This is a genomic window from Bacillus sp. MMSF_3328, from assembly GCF_030733525.1.
GTDB lineage: Bacteria > Bacillota > Bacilli > Bacillales > Cytobacillaceae > Bacillus_AB > Bacillus_AB infantis.
Map to the genome: position 1 here is coordinate 33,584 of NZ_JASHIV010000002.1, position 16,608 is coordinate 50,191.

18 protein-coding genes, 1 riboswitch and 1 other annotated feature are annotated in these 16,608 nt (G+C 44.9%); of the genes, 5 read left to right on the forward strand and 13 right to left on the reverse strand.

Annotated elements, in window-relative coordinates; all coding sequences use genetic code 11:
* Positions 1-46: 46 nt before the first annotated feature.
* The 5 genes from RBB45_RS03625 to RBB45_RS03645 all read right to left on the reverse strand — a co-directional run bounded on the left by RBB45_RS03625 (position 47) and on the right by RBB45_RS03645 (position 6,077).
* Entirely contained in the window at positions 47-1,003 is a 957-nt protein-coding gene (locus RBB45_RS03625) for a cation diffusion facilitator family transporter (RefSeq protein WP_009793732.1), read from the reverse strand.
* 88 nt (positions 1,004-1,091) lie between these two features.
* A complete protein-coding gene (locus tag RBB45_RS03630; protein ID WP_253616965.1) occupies positions 1,092-2,195 on the reverse strand; it encodes a Ger(x)C family spore germination protein in 1,104 nt (367 codons plus the stop codon).
* On the reverse strand, positions 2,192-3,286 hold the full coding sequence (locus RBB45_RS03635; RefSeq protein ID WP_129612168.1) for a GerAB/ArcD/ProY family transporter: 1,095 nt from the start codon (positions 3,284-3,286) through the stop codon (positions 2,192-2,194). The genes RBB45_RS03630 and RBB45_RS03635 overlap by 4 nt, the downstream gene beginning before the upstream one ends.
* Entirely contained in the window at positions 3,264-4,778 is a 1,515-nt protein-coding gene (locus RBB45_RS03640; protein WP_306009107.1) for a spore germination protein, read from the reverse strand. Before RBB45_RS03640 ends, RBB45_RS03635 begins: the two co-directional genes overlap by 23 nt.
* A 123-nt stretch (positions 4,779-4,901) precedes the next feature.
* Entirely contained in the window at positions 4,902-6,077 is a 1,176-nt protein-coding gene (locus RBB45_RS03645) for an acyl-CoA dehydrogenase family protein (protein ID WP_306009108.1), read from the reverse strand.
* A gap of 370 nt (positions 6,078-6,447) precedes the next feature.
* On the opposite strand from RBB45_RS03645, the gene RBB45_RS03650 reads away from it, so the two are divergent.
* On the forward strand, positions 6,448-6,663 hold the full coding sequence (locus RBB45_RS03650) for a hypothetical protein (RefSeq protein ID WP_306009109.1): 216 nt from the start codon (positions 6,448-6,450) through the stop codon (positions 6,661-6,663).
* Between the two features lie 127 nt (positions 6,664-6,790).
* Here the strand turns inward: RBB45_RS03650 and RBB45_RS03655 are convergent, their stop codons facing one another.
* Positions 6,791-7,069, reverse strand: coding sequence for a late competence development ComFB family protein (locus RBB45_RS03655; RefSeq protein ID WP_232217719.1), 279 nt, complete (start codon positions 7,067-7,069; stop codon positions 6,791-6,793).
* 138 nt (positions 7,070-7,207) lie between these two features.
* Between RBB45_RS03655 and RBB45_RS03660 the strand changes: the two genes are divergently transcribed.
* Together RBB45_RS03660 and RBB45_RS03665 are read left to right on the forward strand one after the other, a co-directional pair.
* Entirely contained in the window at positions 7,208-7,543 is a 336-nt protein-coding gene (locus RBB45_RS03660) for a YqzG/YhdC family protein (RefSeq protein ID WP_022543881.1), read from the forward strand.
* Positions 7,544-7,722: 179 nt separating this feature from the next.
* Entirely contained in the window at positions 7,723-8,016 is a 294-nt protein-coding gene (locus RBB45_RS03665) for an ArsR/SmtB family transcription factor (protein ID WP_165352571.1), read from the forward strand.
* Here the strand turns inward: RBB45_RS03665 and RBB45_RS03670 are convergent.
* Together RBB45_RS03670 and RBB45_RS03675 are read right to left on the reverse strand one after the other, a co-directional pair.
* On the reverse strand, positions 8,013-8,930 hold the full coding sequence (locus tag RBB45_RS03670; protein ID WP_009793721.1) for a cation diffusion facilitator family transporter: 918 nt from the start codon (positions 8,928-8,930) through the stop codon (positions 8,013-8,015). The genes RBB45_RS03665 and RBB45_RS03670 overlap by 4 nt on opposite strands.
* 210 nt (positions 8,931-9,140) lie before the next feature.
* Positions 9,141-9,869 (reverse strand): polymer-forming cytoskeletal protein, encoded by a 729-nt coding sequence (locus tag RBB45_RS03675; protein WP_094769943.1) that lies wholly within the window; start codon positions 9,867-9,869, stop codon positions 9,141-9,143.
* Between the two features lie 134 nt (positions 9,870-10,003).
* On the opposite strand from RBB45_RS03675, the gene RBB45_RS03680 reads away from it, so the two are divergent.
* Positions 10,004-10,333, forward strand: a complete 330-nt coding sequence (locus RBB45_RS03680) for a hypothetical protein (protein WP_009793719.1) — start codon at positions 10,004-10,006, stop codon at positions 10,331-10,333.
* Between the two features lie 91 nt (positions 10,334-10,424).
* On the opposite strand, the gene RBB45_RS03685 is transcribed toward RBB45_RS03680, so the two are convergent.
* On the reverse strand, positions 10,425-11,276 hold the full coding sequence (locus tag RBB45_RS03685; protein WP_094769942.1) for an STAS domain-containing protein: 852 nt from the start codon (positions 11,274-11,276) through the stop codon (positions 10,425-10,427).
* Positions 11,277-11,491: 215 nt separating this feature from the next.
* Positions 11,492-11,743: a binding site (T-box leader), on the forward strand.
* Between the two features lie 77 nt (positions 11,744-11,820).
* On the opposite strand from RBB45_RS03685, the gene metG reads away from it, so the two are divergent.
* Complete coding sequence (gene metG / locus RBB45_RS03690) at positions 11,821-13,464, forward strand: methionine--tRNA ligase (protein WP_306009110.1); 1,644 nt, start codon at positions 11,821-11,823, stop codon at positions 13,462-13,464.
* A 54-nt stretch (positions 13,465-13,518) separates the two neighbouring features.
* On the opposite strand, the gene RBB45_RS03695 is transcribed toward metG, so the two are convergent.
* From RBB45_RS03695 to RBB45_RS03710, 4 genes are all read right to left on the reverse strand, one after another.
* Positions 13,519-13,992: an acyl-CoA thioesterase gene (locus RBB45_RS03695; protein WP_009793715.1), complete on the reverse strand. Its 474-nt coding sequence runs from the start codon at positions 13,990-13,992 to the stop codon at positions 13,519-13,521.
* Positions 13,993-14,130: 138 nt separating this feature from the next.
* Positions 14,131-14,320: riboswitch (cobalamin riboswitch) on the reverse strand.
* A gap of 52 nt (positions 14,321-14,372) precedes the next feature.
* Positions 14,373-14,636 carry a hypothetical protein gene (locus RBB45_RS03700; protein WP_148949432.1) on the reverse strand — a complete coding sequence of 88 codons (264 nt, stop codon included), beginning with the start codon at positions 14,634-14,636 and terminating at the stop codon, positions 14,373-14,375.
* A 98-nt stretch (positions 14,637-14,734) separates the two neighbouring features.
* Complete coding sequence (locus tag RBB45_RS03705) at positions 14,735-15,808, reverse strand: ABC transporter substrate-binding protein (protein WP_009793712.1); 1,074 nt, start codon at positions 15,806-15,808, stop codon at positions 14,735-14,737.
* Positions 15,805-16,608 (reverse strand): ABC transporter permease, encoded by an 804-nt coding sequence (locus RBB45_RS03710; RefSeq protein ID WP_009793711.1) that lies wholly within the window; start codon positions 16,606-16,608, stop codon positions 15,805-15,807. Before RBB45_RS03710 ends, RBB45_RS03705 begins: the two co-directional genes overlap by 4 nt.

The window sequence follows — 16,608 nt, forward strand, 5'->3', positions numbered from 1 at the left end:
TGCATAGAAAAGGCACACTTCTTTTGGAAGTGTGCCTCATTATTATCTAATCCCTTTTCCATGTGGTGATGTTGTCAGTTTCAAGGATTCCCATCCTGACATCCCCGACATCCGGATCTTTGAAGAGCTTATCCCGGACCCTGTAGATAATATCATCTGCTATGGCCAGGGAAAGGCCGGCTTTCAGCTCAATATAGCTTTCAATATGATACTTCCTTCCTTCCTGGAGGATGCGCATATCTTTAATATCAACCACGTCCGGATCTGATAGGATGGTATCTGCCACCCGGTCTTCAATTTCCTTTGGTGCCGCAACACCAATCAGTCCAAGAGTATTTTCATATCCAATTTTGATGGCAATTCCCACCAGCAAAAATCCAATCAGGATTGTCCCTACCCCATCCAGGAAATAGAAGCCTGTCAAATGGGCAAGGATGATTGAAATAAGTGCCAGCAGAGCCCCGAAGGTCGCGATGATATCTTCATAAAAGACAAGTCTTGTAGGCGGTGCAGCAAGGCGGACATTCTTAAATGAAGTCGTAAATACGCTGAATCCCTTTGCCCCGCTTTTTGTTTCATGGGCAATCTCTTTCATTGCCTTCACAAGGACTCCCCCATCTGTCAAGATGGCAAGAATCATGATAATGATGTTCAGCCACAAATCAGAAGACTCATGGGGATGGACAATAAGGTCCCATCCTTTATGAATGGTTTCGTATGCCATAATGGAAATCACAATAACCGCGATCAAAACGAATAAATTGACCACACGGCCAAATCCGCTTGGAAATCTTTTTGTTGCTTCTTTCTCGGATATGGCGCTTCCGAAGAAGACGAATCCCTGGTTCAATGCATCCGCAACCGAATGAAGGGTCGTAGCAAACATGGCACCGCTGCCGCTTATTGCTGCTGCGACTCCTTTGGCGATGGCTAAAGCCGTATTCCCTACAGCTGCAATCCCTGAAGACTTATTCCCTCTTTTTAAAAACGCAAGCAGTGACATCACCCTCTATCTTTGTAGTCTTTGTTTTAATATTTATTTACCATGATAGAGCGAAAACCAAACCTCTCAAATAAAAGGGTGGCAATCATTAATTGATGATGCCGTTACCCGAAATAAGGATGCGGACCTCCGGTTTTACATCCACCTTTGCATAATAATCACTCCCCTTTATGTTTTCCCATATATCCGGGTGGAAAGCGATTAATTCTCTTCCAACTCCCAGTAAGTCAGCTTTTTCCTCTTTAAGAATACTGAAAACCCCCTTTGCATCATCAGACATTTTTTGCGAAATTTCCCTGGCAAGCTCCTTGGCAATCTTTTTTTCGTGCAGATGATCGAGGGGATATTCCTCAATATTAATGTCAATCGACAGAACTGCCTTGAATACTGCCCTGCCATAGCTATAGGTATAATGAAGGTCTCTTTTAACTTTGTTGACAGCAAAAGTGACCGTTTCGCCTTTTGACAGTTTATAAGCGAACCTGCATTCTTTGTTCATCTTGTCCATGAACAGCATCAAAAGACTGCTTTGCTCAGGGGTTATGACCTTTCCGGTAAATATCCTGTCATGAAACAGTGCGCTCCCGCTGACTTCAATCTTTTTATTCTCATCATTATTTTTAATATAAGGAACCATAAAGTCTTTGCCCTCGTCGAAGAGGATGGTACAAATATTCTGCACTGTCAGCTCCTGGATTTCGGTGCTTTTTTCACTGTTAAGAAGCAATTCATACAAAAACTCCCCAAGCAAGGGTTCATTTTTATGATTCTCCGCCAGCAGAGCGCCTGCACTTCCGTCAGCTACTGCCACTTTAGCAATGATGGGCGTCCGCGGAATACGGTAGACGATATCAAGGACTGTATAGATATCCCTTTTAGCCAGCTCTTCTCCAAGGATCAGCACTTTGCTTTTGGAAGGGTCAAATTCCCCCGCAAGTGACCGGTTGATTGTAAGCCTTGTATCCCGTATATTCAAGCCCTCTCCCTTTGCAATTTCATTGGTGGCCTCCTGCTGGGGATTAGGAACCTTGGTTGTATTGCGGATGATTGAAGTAGTTTCGTATTTACCGTCCTCAGTCAGATCAAAGGCGGAAATATAAACAAGGCGGGAATTTTTCAATAGCCTTTCATCCCAGCAGCCGCCTAGAATCAGCACTATGATAAGCAGCCATGCCAGCTTAATGGTCCTCAAAGGCCCGCACCCCCTTTCTTTAAAAATGCTGCTGCGATATGCAGGACTAAAGGAAGGGCAGAACTGAAAATAAGCCCGGCAAAGGACACCGCCCTGCCAATGCTGGTTATCTCCATTTCCCCTTGCGGAATAAAGGTTAGGATGAAAATGATGCCTGTAGCAGCAAGGACGGCTCTTCTGTGCTTGATTTTAAGCAGCTTGGAGAGGCCCATTCCTGCCAGGTATGTATAGCTGATAATCGTTGTTGCAGCTGCCGTCATCCAAACGGTTATAAAGACGAGATCAAGCCTTTCTATGATCTTGAAGGTGATGGCTTTAAGCATGTACAGGACAGGTTCCGGGATGAGTACGATCTCCTTCGGGCTGAACATGATAATGCTTGCCATAAACAGATATAAATAAAATACACTGATCACTATCTGGGCCAAAAAGGCTCCCTTTACTGCCCCCTTTTTTTCCGGCTCCCTGACGAATGCCAGGAAAAACAGTGCCGTTTCTACGCCGAGAAAACCATATACTGCTTCTTTTGCCCCCCTTAAAATCGGGAGAACTCCTTGTGAGGCAACAGGGAACATATATCGATAATCAATTTCAGGCTCCTTAAAAATGAATAGAGAAAGGATGAAAAGAAAGACAATGAATACCGAAGTGAATGAAAACAGAGAGACGATGCTGCTAAAGGAGCCGCTGCAGGCAGAAACGGCTATGAACATCAAAAGAAGAATAAGAAGCCAGCGAGGTGTATCAAGCAAAACCCACCGGCCGATGATATCGGCAAAGTTCAGATAAACCAGCAGAGCTGTAGATACAAAATAGCATATATAGCCGAGATTGATCAGAGCCCCGCCCCATTTTCCAAACACCTTCCCTGAGAAATCAAACAGTGTCTGATGGGGGAAGCGCCTGCAAAGCAGCCAATAGAAATAAATCAAGGAGAAAATAGCAGCGGCTGCCAGCAATAAAGATATCCAGCCGTCATTTTTTGCGGCCATATAAAGTGAATATGGCATGGACAGTATGCCTGCCCCTATTTGGGTCTGCAGCAGGAGGAAAAATAAATCCTGCTGGTCAATACGTGTCTTCACTTTCATTTCTTTTCCACCCCCTCGAGCTCCCCTGTTTAGTTAAAGAAGCTGCCATTGAATCCTTCGGCCTTTTCTTCATAAGCCATACAGGGACCCTTATGAATGTGTCTTTCAGCTCCTTCAGCCTGAGTGGTGCAAAAGGACTGAAATACGGAACACCAAATGATTTAAGCTGAGCTAGATGGATCACCAGCAGAAGCAGGCCGAACACAATGCCGATGAAGCCGAATATGCTTGCCAGAAGCATAAGCGGGAACCCGATAAACCGGAGGGTATTGCTCATTTCAATAGATGGAATGACAAAGGATGCAATTGCGGTCAAGGCCACTACTATGATCATGACATTGGAAACGAGGCCGGCTTCCACCACTGCAGTCCCAATAACAAGCCCTCCGACTATGCCAATGGTTTGTGCAATCGGCTGCGGCAGCCGTACTGCCGCTTCCCTCAGCAGTTCAAGGGCCAGCTGCATGAACATTGCTTCTATGACTGGAGGCACCGGCACAAAATTCAATGACGCCTGAAGTGTGTAAACAAGTTCAATTGGAACGATTTCATGATGATAGGAAACAACCGCCACATAGAAAGCAGGCAATATCAGCGACAAGATAAATGAGATAAGCCGCAGAAACCGGAAAAAGGAGCCCAGGTACCAGCGGTTGTTATAATCTTCCGGAGATTGAAAGAAAGCAAAAAATGTCACTGGCATGATCATCACAGAAGGGCTGCCATCCGTAATGAGCACAGCCCTTCCTTCCATCAAATGTGCAGCAGCTCTGTCCGGCCTTTCTGTATTCAATATCTGTGGAAACGGAGAAAAAGGATGGTCCTCGATGCAATCCTGGATAAATCCTGGACTCTGAATGCTGTCCATGGAAATGCTGGCAAGCCTTTTTGTAATCTCGGTTATCAGTTTTCCGGAGGTGAGGTTTTCTATGTAAATAAGTGCAGAAGCGGTATTGGTCGCTTTGCCGATCGTTATATATTTTACATTTAAATTGGGATTCTCGATGCGCTTCCTGATCAAAAGGAGGTTCTTGCCGATGTTCTCAATGAATCCTTCGTGAGAGCCCTGGATAATATGTTCATTGGCCGGGTCAGAAATTTCTCTGGAAAGGCTGGAAGCTGCAGAAAGAAGCACACCCTCGGAAGAATCATGCTCCATGGCAAAGCAATATCCTGTCAGAATCCCTTTCAGTGCATCACTCAGGATAGAAGTGCGTTGAACCTCCTGTGTTTGCGCCTGTTTCTCTATGAGATTTCCTGCTGATAGTGAAAGCGGCTTGATGATTCTTTCCTCAAGCCTGGCATCATCAACCATGCTGGAAAGAAAAAAGAGATAAAGAGTCCTTCCCTCTGCTTCAATGATCCTTTCCTTGAAGTCATCAGAGCCTTCCATCTTCTTCCTGACATGATCAGCGGATACCAGCTCTTCAGGCATTTCTTCAGGCTTCCATTGATACTTTTTTTCAGTAGTGTTTTTCTTTTTAAAAGCCATTGCTTACACCCCGGTTATGCTCTTTCTTTCAGTGCTGGATGTTTTTATTATGCAGTTTTGCCGGTAATTTACTCGTGTACTTTTTCCTTAACAAAAAAAAGAATGGGAATTCCCATTCTTTTTTCAGTCAAGCCTTGATAAGGCTTTGCGGGCAAGCAGCGATATGGTCATATCATCCATTGGAGGATTATGAAGGCCTGCCCTGATATCCAGATAATATTGCTGCAGAGGATTCTGTTCAGAAAGGCTTCTTGCGCCAACGACCCGAATTGCAAGGTCAGCAACTGTTAATGCTGCATTTGTAACAGCCAGCTTTACAGCACCGAGAAGAGGCTGCATGGACTCTCTTTCATTTTCTGCGGCCCTGTCCCATCTGTCTGCCGCTGCATAAAGAAACTCTCTTGCCCGCATCAGTTCAAGCTCGATCTCCCCTATTTTCTGCTGGACAGAAGGGATATCGCTGATGGTTCCCTGGATGCTATTGGGAGAATAACTTTTAGCAAAGCCAGCCGCAAAATCCTGGGCTGCTTGTGCAATGCCAAGATATACCGCTGGAATATGAAGAAGCCAGCCATTCGCCTTTTTGTCCTGCCCCAATATTTCAGCCAGGAATGTCTTATCAATGGAAACCTCATCAAGCACAAGATCATGGCTGCCGGTGCCTCTCATACTGACACTGTCCCATGTCTCCTCGATCGACAAACCTTCAGCCTCTCTGGGAACAAGGAAATTTCCTGTCTTGTCTTCACTTGGAATGAAGGCGCTGACAATAAAATAATCCAGAGCCGGAGCCATCGTTGTAAAGGTCTTTCTGCCGCTGATCACCCAGCTTCCACCCTTGAGGACTGCTGTAGTCTGGGGCCGCCCGCCCCGTGTCGGGCTGCCTGTCTGCCTTTCCGTTGCGGCACTGTTTATCAGCTTCCCGTCCAGGATTTCACGGCAAAGAAAGGAAAAAAGTTCGTCATCCCACTTCCTTTTCTCTCCCAGATTTTTCGTTATCCCCATATGCCATCCGATTGCAAGTGCAGTAGAACCATCTCCTTCTGCGAGCTTTTCCTGCAGCCTGATCATTTCTAGCAATGAGATACCCTTTCCGCCCCGGTCTGCCGGAACAGTAAGGGATGTGTAGCCGGAAGCTTTCAGGTCTAAAATATTTCTATGTGGGAAGCTCCCTCTATTTTCCTTTGATCGGCTCCGCTCCTTGAAGATGGCGGACAGCTCTTTCATCTGTTCGTATCTGTCTGCTTCACCCGCAGCTTTGATAAAATCGCGCACATTACTCCTCCTTAACTTTTCCATACAAAATCACGTTACTACTATTATTAATCAGATGGGGTTAGTGTGCAATTATTGTGAATTAAAATTGGGGGCAGGATGTGCTTGGTGCCACTATTGTGATATGAAATAAAAAAATAGTGGTCAAAGCCGGTGGAGGTAAAACCACTACCGTGAAGAAAAACAACGAAAATAGTGGCTTCAGCCGGTAGCGCTGAGACCAATATTTTGAAGAAAAATGAAAATAGTGGCTCCAGCCACAGGAGCTGGGACCACTATCCTGAAGCAAAATAAAAATAGTGACTCCAGCCACAGGAGCTGGGACCACTATCGTGAAGAAAAACGAAAATAGTGGCTCCAGCCACAGGAGCTGGGACCACTATCCTGAAGAAAAATGAAAATAGTGGCTCCAGCCGGAGGAGCTGGGACCACTATCCTGAAAAAAATAAAAATAGTGGCTCCAGCCGGAGGAGCTGGGACCACTATCCTGAAAAAAATAAAAATAGTGGCTCCAGCCACAGGAGCTGGGACCACTATCCTGAAGAAAAACGAAAATAGTGGCTCCAGCCACAGGAGCTGGGACCACTATCCTGAAGAAAAATGGAAATAGTGGCTCCAGCCGGAGGAACTGGAACCACTTTCCTGAAGAAAAATGAAAATAGTGACTCCAGTAAGATGTGCAGGAATCAACCACAATTTATTAAAAAAGAAACTCGATACCTCCGCTTCACTGACTGCTAATGCTTCGGATATTTACTCACCACATGAATCGCATTGATGATTCTTTTATTGATCCATTTCCGGTTTTCCTCTGTGTTCAGCTGTTCAAATACCATTTTCCTGCCTTCTTCTGTAGTTACATAATGGTTTGGCAGATTATTGAGGCTGATGGCGATAATATCGGCGCGGCACTTCATACATTGGCAGAAGGTTTGATAATCCGGGCTCAGCATAAGGACTTTTACGAGTGTTGCGACAATTTCTTCCATAACATTAACGTATTCCGGTTGTTTCAATCAATCTCCCGCCTTTTACAAGATGTCTGGTGGAACGGTAATTAAGTAAATAACGAATAAGGGCATAGACTGCACTCTTTTTTTCAATACTAATACACAATGATGACAGGCTAACTAATTATAAAGGAAGTGAGCGGTTTGAAAAAGTCGATACTGATTATATTATTGTTAAGTTTCCCTGCTCTGCTTTCCCCTTCTGCTGCAAATATCCGGCATATCTCAGCTGCACAGCAGACGCCAGCATATGCCAAATGGGGAAAGCTAGCGATGACCAATACAAAAATAAAGTATCCCGGAGCAAGAATCCTTGATTATCTTCATGTAGGCAGAACAACACAGGGATCCAACTGTACAGAAACCTTCAAACTTTGGCTTGCCAGGGACAATCGGGAATTCGGTGTCTTTGTCCGTATAACTTTTGATGAAAAAACAGAAAAAATCCGAGCAATTACCTATCAGGAGACGCCAAGATAGATAGGAGAAAAAATGCTGATAAGCATTAATTTATACCTATATGGCCCGAAAAGCAAGAAGCACGAAGAAAAAATCCGGGAAAAGTTCTCCGGGATTTTTCTTCGTGCATTTTTTCTTTATAATGATATAAAAAGGAGGCTGAATCAATGGCAGAAGAAGAAAAGACACAGCCGCACATTATGAAGGATCTGGATGAAGAAACCTTATTCATTGTATCGCAGACATTTAAAGCATTATCCGATCCGACCAGGCTCAGAATCCTGAACCTGCTTTTTCAAGGGGAGCACTCAGTGAACGAAATTGCTGAAAAACTTACTCTGCTTCAATCGACGGTTTCCCATCAGCTGCGGTTTTTAAAAAATCTCAGGCTGGTTAAATTCAGGCGTGAGGGCACTACCTTATATTATTCCCATGATGACGAACATGTGATGGGGATCCTCCTGCAAACCATCGAGCATGCCAGCCACCATTAATTGCATGTGCCATGCGCACTTGGGCAGCCTTTTTCATATCTTTCCACCTGGATGGTGCTGTGGTCGATTCCGTACTGGTTATGAAGGGCAGTCTGTGCTTCCCTAAGGACTTCATCGTGACGGCCTTCCTCTGTAATAGCGATATGGCAGCTGAGCATCGGCACTCCTGATGTGATCGACCAGATATGGAGATCGTGAATTTCTTTTACAGATGCGATGCCTTCCAGAGAGCTGCGGATGCTGGAGGCGTCAATCTGTTCAGGTGCTCCTTCCATCAATATATGGAAGGAATCCTTTGTAACTCTCCATCCGCTGATAATGATCAGGATGGCAACGATGACGCTTGCAATCGGATCTGCAATGCCCCAATTAAAGAAATAAATCAGCAAAGCTGCGGTGATGGCACCTACAGAGCCCAGCATATCGCCAAGTACATGGAGAAAGGCGCTTCTTACATTCAGGTTCTCATCTTTGTCGCCCTTCATCAGTATCCAGGCCGCAATGATGTTGACAATAAGGCCGAGAACCGAGATAGCAAGCATCCCCATGCTTTGGACTGCCGGCGGGTCCATAATCCTTTGGACGGCCTCATAAAAGATGTAAATGGAAATCGCGATCAGCGTCAGGCCATTCAATGCAGCTGCAATGATTTCAAATCTCTTATAGCCATAAGATTTTGCTGCAGTTGCCTGCTTTTCTCCAAGCTTTATAGCAAAAAAGCTCAGTCCCAGGGCGACAGCGTCGCTGAGCATATGGCCGGCATCTGATAAAAGAGCTAGGCTGTTTGTCAGGATGCCCCCTATAACTTCAACGACCATAAAAGAAGCGATGATGATAAATGAAAGAAAGAGCGCCCGTTTGTTGCTTGAATGTCCGTGAGAATGTCCGTGTCCATGATTATGATGGTGTCCCATTTCATTCCCTCCTTATATGAGTATATGTACATATATTATGCTATAAGTATGAAGGATGTTCAAATATTTTCTGGAGCTATCATTTATTTTCCCTGCTTTTTTCCGCATTTAAACCGTTTTATCTTCTGTTTCAAAAACCAGGACTAAATGAACTCATAAAAAGACGCCCTATTCCAGGCGCCCAGTCAGCTGTATATTCCAGGTAATAGATTATATTTGCCTGCTCTCCAAAGCCGTACCGTTCCCCTCATATTTGAGGGATCCTGTATACTCCACAATATCAGCAATGGCATTTTCACCTATCACAATATGATTTCCCCTTACCATCTTCACATTCGTATTTTCGAGATGTATATCTTCACCTTCTATCAAAGCTGCTTCAAGCCGGGAAGGAAAAAAAGATTGGAGCAGCCCTCTGAGCGGATTGTCTTTCTTTTGCCTGATTAGAATGCTTTTTCCTCTCATCTCTTGCACTTTGCACTCGCCCATGATAAAAGACTCTATGCTCTCTGCCGCCAAATGGCTGCCGATTATAAATTGGCCTTTTGATTTAAATTCCTCTGTTTCGACACCGCCGCCTGCAGTAAGCCTGCCATTAACAATAATTTTTCTGGATGCGAGCCTTCCGCCGATTCTTCCTTTTCCATTTACCTTAATTTCGTCCGCAACAGCCACATCGCCGGAAAAGCCTGCGCTCCCGTCGATAGACAGCGCTGCCCCTGAGAAGCTTCCGGCAATCGACGCATTTCCATTGATTTTAGCTTTTTCAAAAGATAGCAGATCTCCGTTGAATTGTCCTGAACCATTGCAATCAAATATGCGGCATTCAATATTGCCATTGACAGTGCCTTTTCCGTTGATGCTTACCTTATCATAGCTCCCGCCGTCCGAAGACCCAACCCCATTTATGGACAGCTTCCCTGCTCCTTGTAAAATCATTATGATCTCCTTTTAGAGTAGATTTTTGTATATCATATCATAATGATGGAATATTCATTATAACATTTTGAATATTTTAATATTTAATGAAACATTTTCAGCTCTTTCATCGTATAGATGACGAGGTGATAGTTATGAGCAGGAATACGATTGTCTTTATAGCTGCTTTAGCAGCTGAAGCTTTGGCCGCATGGGGAGTGGCAGCATATTTTTCTGTAAGGTTTATTGAAGTGCTCTTCTTTATTGGTGCCGCATTTGCTGCAGTCACTTTTATTTTTTCAACAAGCGGCGGTTCGCCCCAGAGGCACATCAACAGCATGGTGGGCGCCCAAACGGGGATCATCCAGAAAGATGAACCCTTCTTCTTCAGAAAAGGCCCGGTCTTTTTTGCATCTCTCGTCCTTGCTGTCATCGGCTTGATCTTCTTCGTCCTTCTTATTGCAGGAATCATTCCGCCAGCCTAGAAGAGTTCAGAGCATCGGGCGCGCCTAACGGCTTGCCTCTTGCTGCATAAAAAAATGCACCTCAGGCTTAAAAGCAGGGTGCATTTTCTAATTATAATTCAGCTTTCATGCTCAGCCCCATTTTCGCCAGGGCATTTTTCAATGTGCTATGTGTGTTGATTTTGCTGAAGTCGATTCCAAGCTGGATAGATGTCATGGCAACTTCCGGGCGGATGCCTGAGATGGTGGTCTTGATGCCTAGCAAGTCCAGCGTCTGGACGATATGATAGATTTGCTGCGCTACCATTGTATCAACGATCGGTACACCGGACAGATCGATAAACAAATAGGAAAGCTTAGCTTCTGTGCACTGAAGGGGCACGCTCTCTAATATTGCTTTGGCTCTTTCTGTATCAATATCGCCTATCAAAGGAAGAACGCCAATGGATCCGATGATCGGGATAATGGGTGCACCAAGCTGATGAATGAGATCCTGCTGTGCTCTCAGCCTGTTTCTGGTAATTTTGTAATACTGTTCAGCAAATTTCTGTGTGAGAATGTCAAAAGCTGAATGAATGACCAGACTCCACTGGAGGATATCCTCCTTGACAATCTCATCGTTCTTTTTCGCAAATTCCTCCACAAATTCCCAGTATGTATCTCTCACCTTGCCTAAAGCTGATATTACCTCATAGATCGGAGTATCGGTATCTGCCCTGCTTTCAGCAACTGTGCTCGCCCATTCCTGGACCAATTTTTCGAATAAAGACCGGTCATCCAAAAGAATGGTCGAAACGGTCTTATTAGTGAAGGCATTTTGCTCACGGAGCATTCTTTCAATCTTTATATCCGCTTCTGCTGAATAAATCGATCCTTTATCTTTTGCCCTGGTGCTCAGCCATTTGTCAGTAATTCTCTGAGAATTATTGCTGAGATATTCAAATAACATTTGGTTTTTCTGCATAATCAGCCTTCCCTTTATCTGGACTATTCTATATGAATATTATCATTATCTGCCTTTTGTATGATAAAGGTTTGCTTTTAAACAGTCAAATATTTGCAATGGGCATCATGCTGATACAGCCAGATTTTTTCCCTTCCCCTGTTAAATTTTGCTGGACATTTATGCTGCCCGTGAATATAATAATCTTTAAATCATTGGCAGATATTAACTCTTATACAAAGGCATTGAAGAGAAAAAGTAAAACAGATCCGTTTTTCCCAGAGAGCTTCGGCAGGTGAAAAGAAGCAAAAGCGGCTGTTTGAACAATGGTCTCCGAGCCCCGTACTGAACGCGATCTTCGCCAGTAGGCTGCGGCAAGTAGTGGTACTTGTTATCAAACCCACAGTATAAGGGCATCTATATGCCCCGTACTTGCAGAGGCCGAAAGGCGAATAAAGGTGGTACCGCGGGCAAGCCCCGTCCTTTTCTATATGTATAGAAAAGGACGGGGCTTTTTTATTTTATCCTAAGATCTGCCAATGGAAAAATGAGGAGGAGATTGAACATGGCAATTTTTATTGGCGGGGCATGGCCCTACGCAAACGGTTCCCTTCATCTTGGGCACATTGCAAGTCTGCTGCCCGGAGATATCCTTGCAAGATATTACAGAATGAAGGGCGAAGAAGTCCTGTATGTTTCCGGGAGCGACTGCAACGGAACACCCATAGCGATCAGGGCAAAACATGAAGGCAAATCAGCGAAAGAAATTGCTGACCGCTATCACAGGGATTTCGCAGCAAGCTTTGAACAGCTGGGTTTTACTTATGATTTATATACAAGGACAGATGCCCCGCATCATCATCAGACTGTACAGGAAGTATTTCTGTCGCTCTTGGAAAATGGCCATCTTGTTCCAAGAACGATAGAACAAACTTATTGCCGGACATGTGTCCAGTTTCTGCCTGACAGGTATGTAGAGGGAGTCTGCCCTTCCTGCGGCAGCCAAGCACGCGGGGATCAATGCGATGCCTGCTCAGCCATCCTTGAGCCGGCCGACCTTCTGGATAAATCCTGTAAAATATGCGGGACACCGCCGGAAATGAAAGAAACTGATCATTATTATTTCAGGCTGAGCCATTTTCAGAAGCAGCTTGAAGAGCTGTCCGAGGAGGCACGCTCCCGCCATTTGTGGAGGGACAACAGCAGCAGCCTGACAAGAAGATATTTAACTGAGGGGCTTCTGGACCGGGCTGCAACTAGGGATTTGGATGTTGGGGTGCCAGTCCCTATTGAAGGAATGGAGAAGAAAAAAATTTATGTATGGATTGAAGCGGTGATTGGCTATCTTTCTGCCAGCAGGGAATGGGCCCGCCAGCACGGCAAGGATGGCAGCAGGTTCTGGGGTAGTGATGTTATATCCTATTATGTGCATGGGAAAGACAATATCCCTTTCCATACCATCATCTGGCCAGCTATTCAAATGGGGATAGGGCTGCCTGGGGAACCAGCGCGGATGGTTTCCGGCGAATATCTTACACTAGAGAAAAAGAAGCTTTCAACAAGCAGGAATTATGCAGTCTGGGTCCCTGACATACTTGAAAGATATGAACCGGATTCAATCCGGTATTTCCTTGCTGTCAATGCTCCTGAGAACAGGGATGCTGACTTTTCCTGGCGGGAATTCGTTTACAGCCATAACAGTGAGCTGCTTGGGGCATATGGCAATCTGGTCAACAGAACTTTTAAGTTTATCGAAAAATATTATGACAGCATGATACCGGATGGAAAATTAAGTGAAGCTGTACAGGAGGATATTAAGCATTTATATGAGAAAACCGGAGAAAAGATCGAAGGCGCAAAGCTAAAAGAAGCGCTTGAGGATATTTTCGCCTTTGTACGCTCGGCCAATAAATATTTTGACAGTGAACAGCCCTGGAAAACGATTAAAAGCGACCCGCAAAAATGTGCAGATGCATTGCAGACCTGTGTGTACATCATCAAAAATCTGGCAAGGCTTCTGAACCCCTTCCTCCCTTTCTCCAGCAGGAAGATAAATAACATGCTGCAGGTGAATGCGCATACGCTGGAATGGAAAGAGGTTCGGGCTGCAGAGAAAAGGCTCGGCACTATCGCCCCCCTTTTCAGCCGCATAGAAGAAGGAAGGATCCCAGAGGAGCTGGATAGGCTGGAAGCAGCCCGTAGGAAATAGCTGCTGAAGAAGGTGCCTTATTTCATGAATACAGAGGTGGCTGAAAGCCACCTTTTATCGTATAAGCATTCTGTTTTTTCTATGCTCCTTTCGTGCCCCTGCTGAAGCAAACAGCCTGATTTCTTCCTCAGAATGAGGCAGCACCCCGGATACTGGAATGGGCTTGCCGTTTTCATCCACGGCAACCATGGTTAAAAAGGATTCGGTCGTCAGCGTTCGAATCCCTGTTAAAAGATTGGCTGCATGCACTTTCACATAGACTTCCATGGAGGTTCTCCCTGTTGAGGCAACAAAGGCTTCAAGAGTAAGGGCGTCACCGACTGAAGCTGAAGACAGGAAATCCACAGAGTCGATCGAAGCTGTTACTACCATGCTGCCGGAATGCTTCATTGCAGTAATGGCAGCAATTTCATCAATATAGGATAGCACTTTGCCGCCGAAAATTGTCTGAAGATGGTTTGTATCCGGCGGAAGCACCAGCCTGGTCTGAATGGTGCGGGAACGGTCTGCTGGATAAGCTTTTTTCATAGGTTTCACTCCTCGGGCTTATTGTATGAAAAAAATAAAAGGCATCCTTCATAGAGGATGCCTGCACATAAAAAATTTAACAAATAACAAAACTTTGCCATATTAAAAGCGCATCACTCTCCTATCACCCGTAGGACGGTTGTGTACTTCTTTATGGCAGGTCTCCTGGCTCAGCATCACAGACTCCTTCCGCCTTCCCGTCCGCTAAGGAACAGTGGCATCGAGGGAGGAGCCTCCGCATTACAGTGGCGGGACCGCGCCGGAATTCAACCGGCTTCCCTTTTAAGCTTGCAGCATGCTGCAAAGCACCATAAAGCATTTATTCAATTAAAGAAATCATATCATATTCTATCATTATCGGATATAGATTTCGGAGAACATTAAAAATGGGATTCAATCTTTTCAAGATCAAGTATCAGGGAATTGATCTCCTCGGAAGAGATGCGCAGCGGCATCTGGTCATTCAAGGTGATGACCTGGCCTCCCTCTTCGTCCCTATGCCTGTAGAGGTAGTCAAGAAGCTGGATAGCCTGATCCTTGGTCAAAATGGACTGAGTCTTAAAGTGTTTGATCATGCTGATGGAAAAATGTTCTGCCTGATCATCATATTCCCCTGAAATGATGTTTCCGCTGATATAATACATGACTGCCTCCTCCTGTTTTTAAGACTAGGATCCCCTGACAGGACGGAAATCATGCTAGAATGCAAAAAAGCGGCCGGAGACTCCTCCAGCCGCTGCTATTATTTACTATGCATTTTGAATTCCAAAAATAGTTCATTATAATGTGCGAGCATTTTTTTCCCAAGGTTCTCGTACACTTCCAGCTTTTCGGTCATTTCCGGGTCCGGATAGAAGCGCTTGTCACTGACAATTTCCTCCGGCAGGTAATTCAGCGCCTCTTTATTCGGCGTCGAATAGCCTACATATTCGGTATTCTGGGCAGCGACTTCCGGATCAAGCATGAAGTTCATGAACTGGTGGGCGGCATCCACGTTTTTTGCCGTTTTTGGAATGACCATATTATCAAACCACAGGTTCGTCCCTTCCTCAGGGAGAACATACTCAATATTGTCCTTTTTCCACATCAGCTCTGAAGCAGTTCCTGACCAGACAACACCTATGGCTGCTTCATCGTTTTCAAGCAGCATCCGGATTTCATCCCCGACAATGGCTTTGATATTCGGAGTAAGGGTATCAAGCTTTTCCTTCGCTTCCCTCAGATGCTTCTTATTTTGATCATTAAGGGAATAATTGAGGGAATTCAAGCCCATTCCCATAACTTCCCTTGCACCATCAATTAGGAGAATCTGGTTTCGCAGATCTTCATCCCAAAGGTCATTCCAGCTTGTAATTTCTTTGTCCCCAAGCAGATCTGTGTTATAGGCTATGCCGACCGTCCCCCAGAAATAAGGGATAGAGTATTCATTTTTTGGATCGAATGCCAAGTCCATGAACCTCGGGTCGATATATTTCAAGTTTGGAATTTTTGAATGGTCTACCGGTAAAAGCAAATCTTCTTCTTTCATTTTTTCAATTGCATATTCAGACGGAACCGCTATATCGTAGGCTGTCCCGCCCTGTTCAATCTTGGTCATCATGGCTTCATTGCTGTCAAAGGTTTCATAAATCACCTTGATGCCTGTTTCTTTTTCAAAGCGGTCCACGAGTTCTGCATCGATATAGTCTCCCCAGTTAAAGACCGTCAGCGTATTTCCGCTAGAATAGCCTTGTGAGGAATTAAGCCGGGAGACTGCATACAGCAGAAGTGCAGAAATGACAGCAATGACCAGCAGGGCTTTACCGAGCTGTTTCATTTTTTGACCCCCATTCCAGTCGGCTTCGCATTTTTCTGGGTGATGAAATAATAGCCGATCACCAGTATAAGTGTGAACAGGAACAGCAGCGTGGAAAGTGCATTGATGTTCAGCGAAACCCCGCGCCGGGCCAGAGAGTAGATTTCAACCGATAAAGTGGTGAAGCCATTCCCTGTTACAAAGAAAGTAACTGCAAAATCATCAAGTGAATAGGTTAGGGCCATAAAAAAGCCCGCAAAAATGCCTGGTGTGATATATGGCAGAACGACCTTGGACAGAACATCAAAGCGGCTTGCCCCTAGATCCCTCGCAGCGTCCACAAGTGTAGGGCTCATTTCCTGGATTTTAGGCAGCACCATTATAACTACAATCGGAACGCAGAAAGCAATGTGAGAGAGCAGGACCGATGTAAATCCGAGCTTGATTCCGATCATCGTAAACAAAATCAGGAAGGAAGCACCGATGATAACATCGGGGCTGACGATCAGAATATTGTTCAAAGATAAGAGTGTGCTCTTGACCTGCCGCTTTCTTACATAAAAAATGGCAAGTGCACCGGCCACTCCGATGATCGTTGATATGGCAGCCGACAACAGGGCAATGATGATTGTGTTCAGCACAATTATCAATAGCCTTGCATCAGCAAAAAGCTCTTTATACCAGTCCAGCGTGAACCCTTCGAAATGTGACATTGTCCCGCCGCTGTTAAAAGAATAAAACATTAGATAAAATATTGGCGCATAAAGAACAAAAAATACAAGGATCAGATAAAGTGATGACCATTTAGATAATTTCCCCAT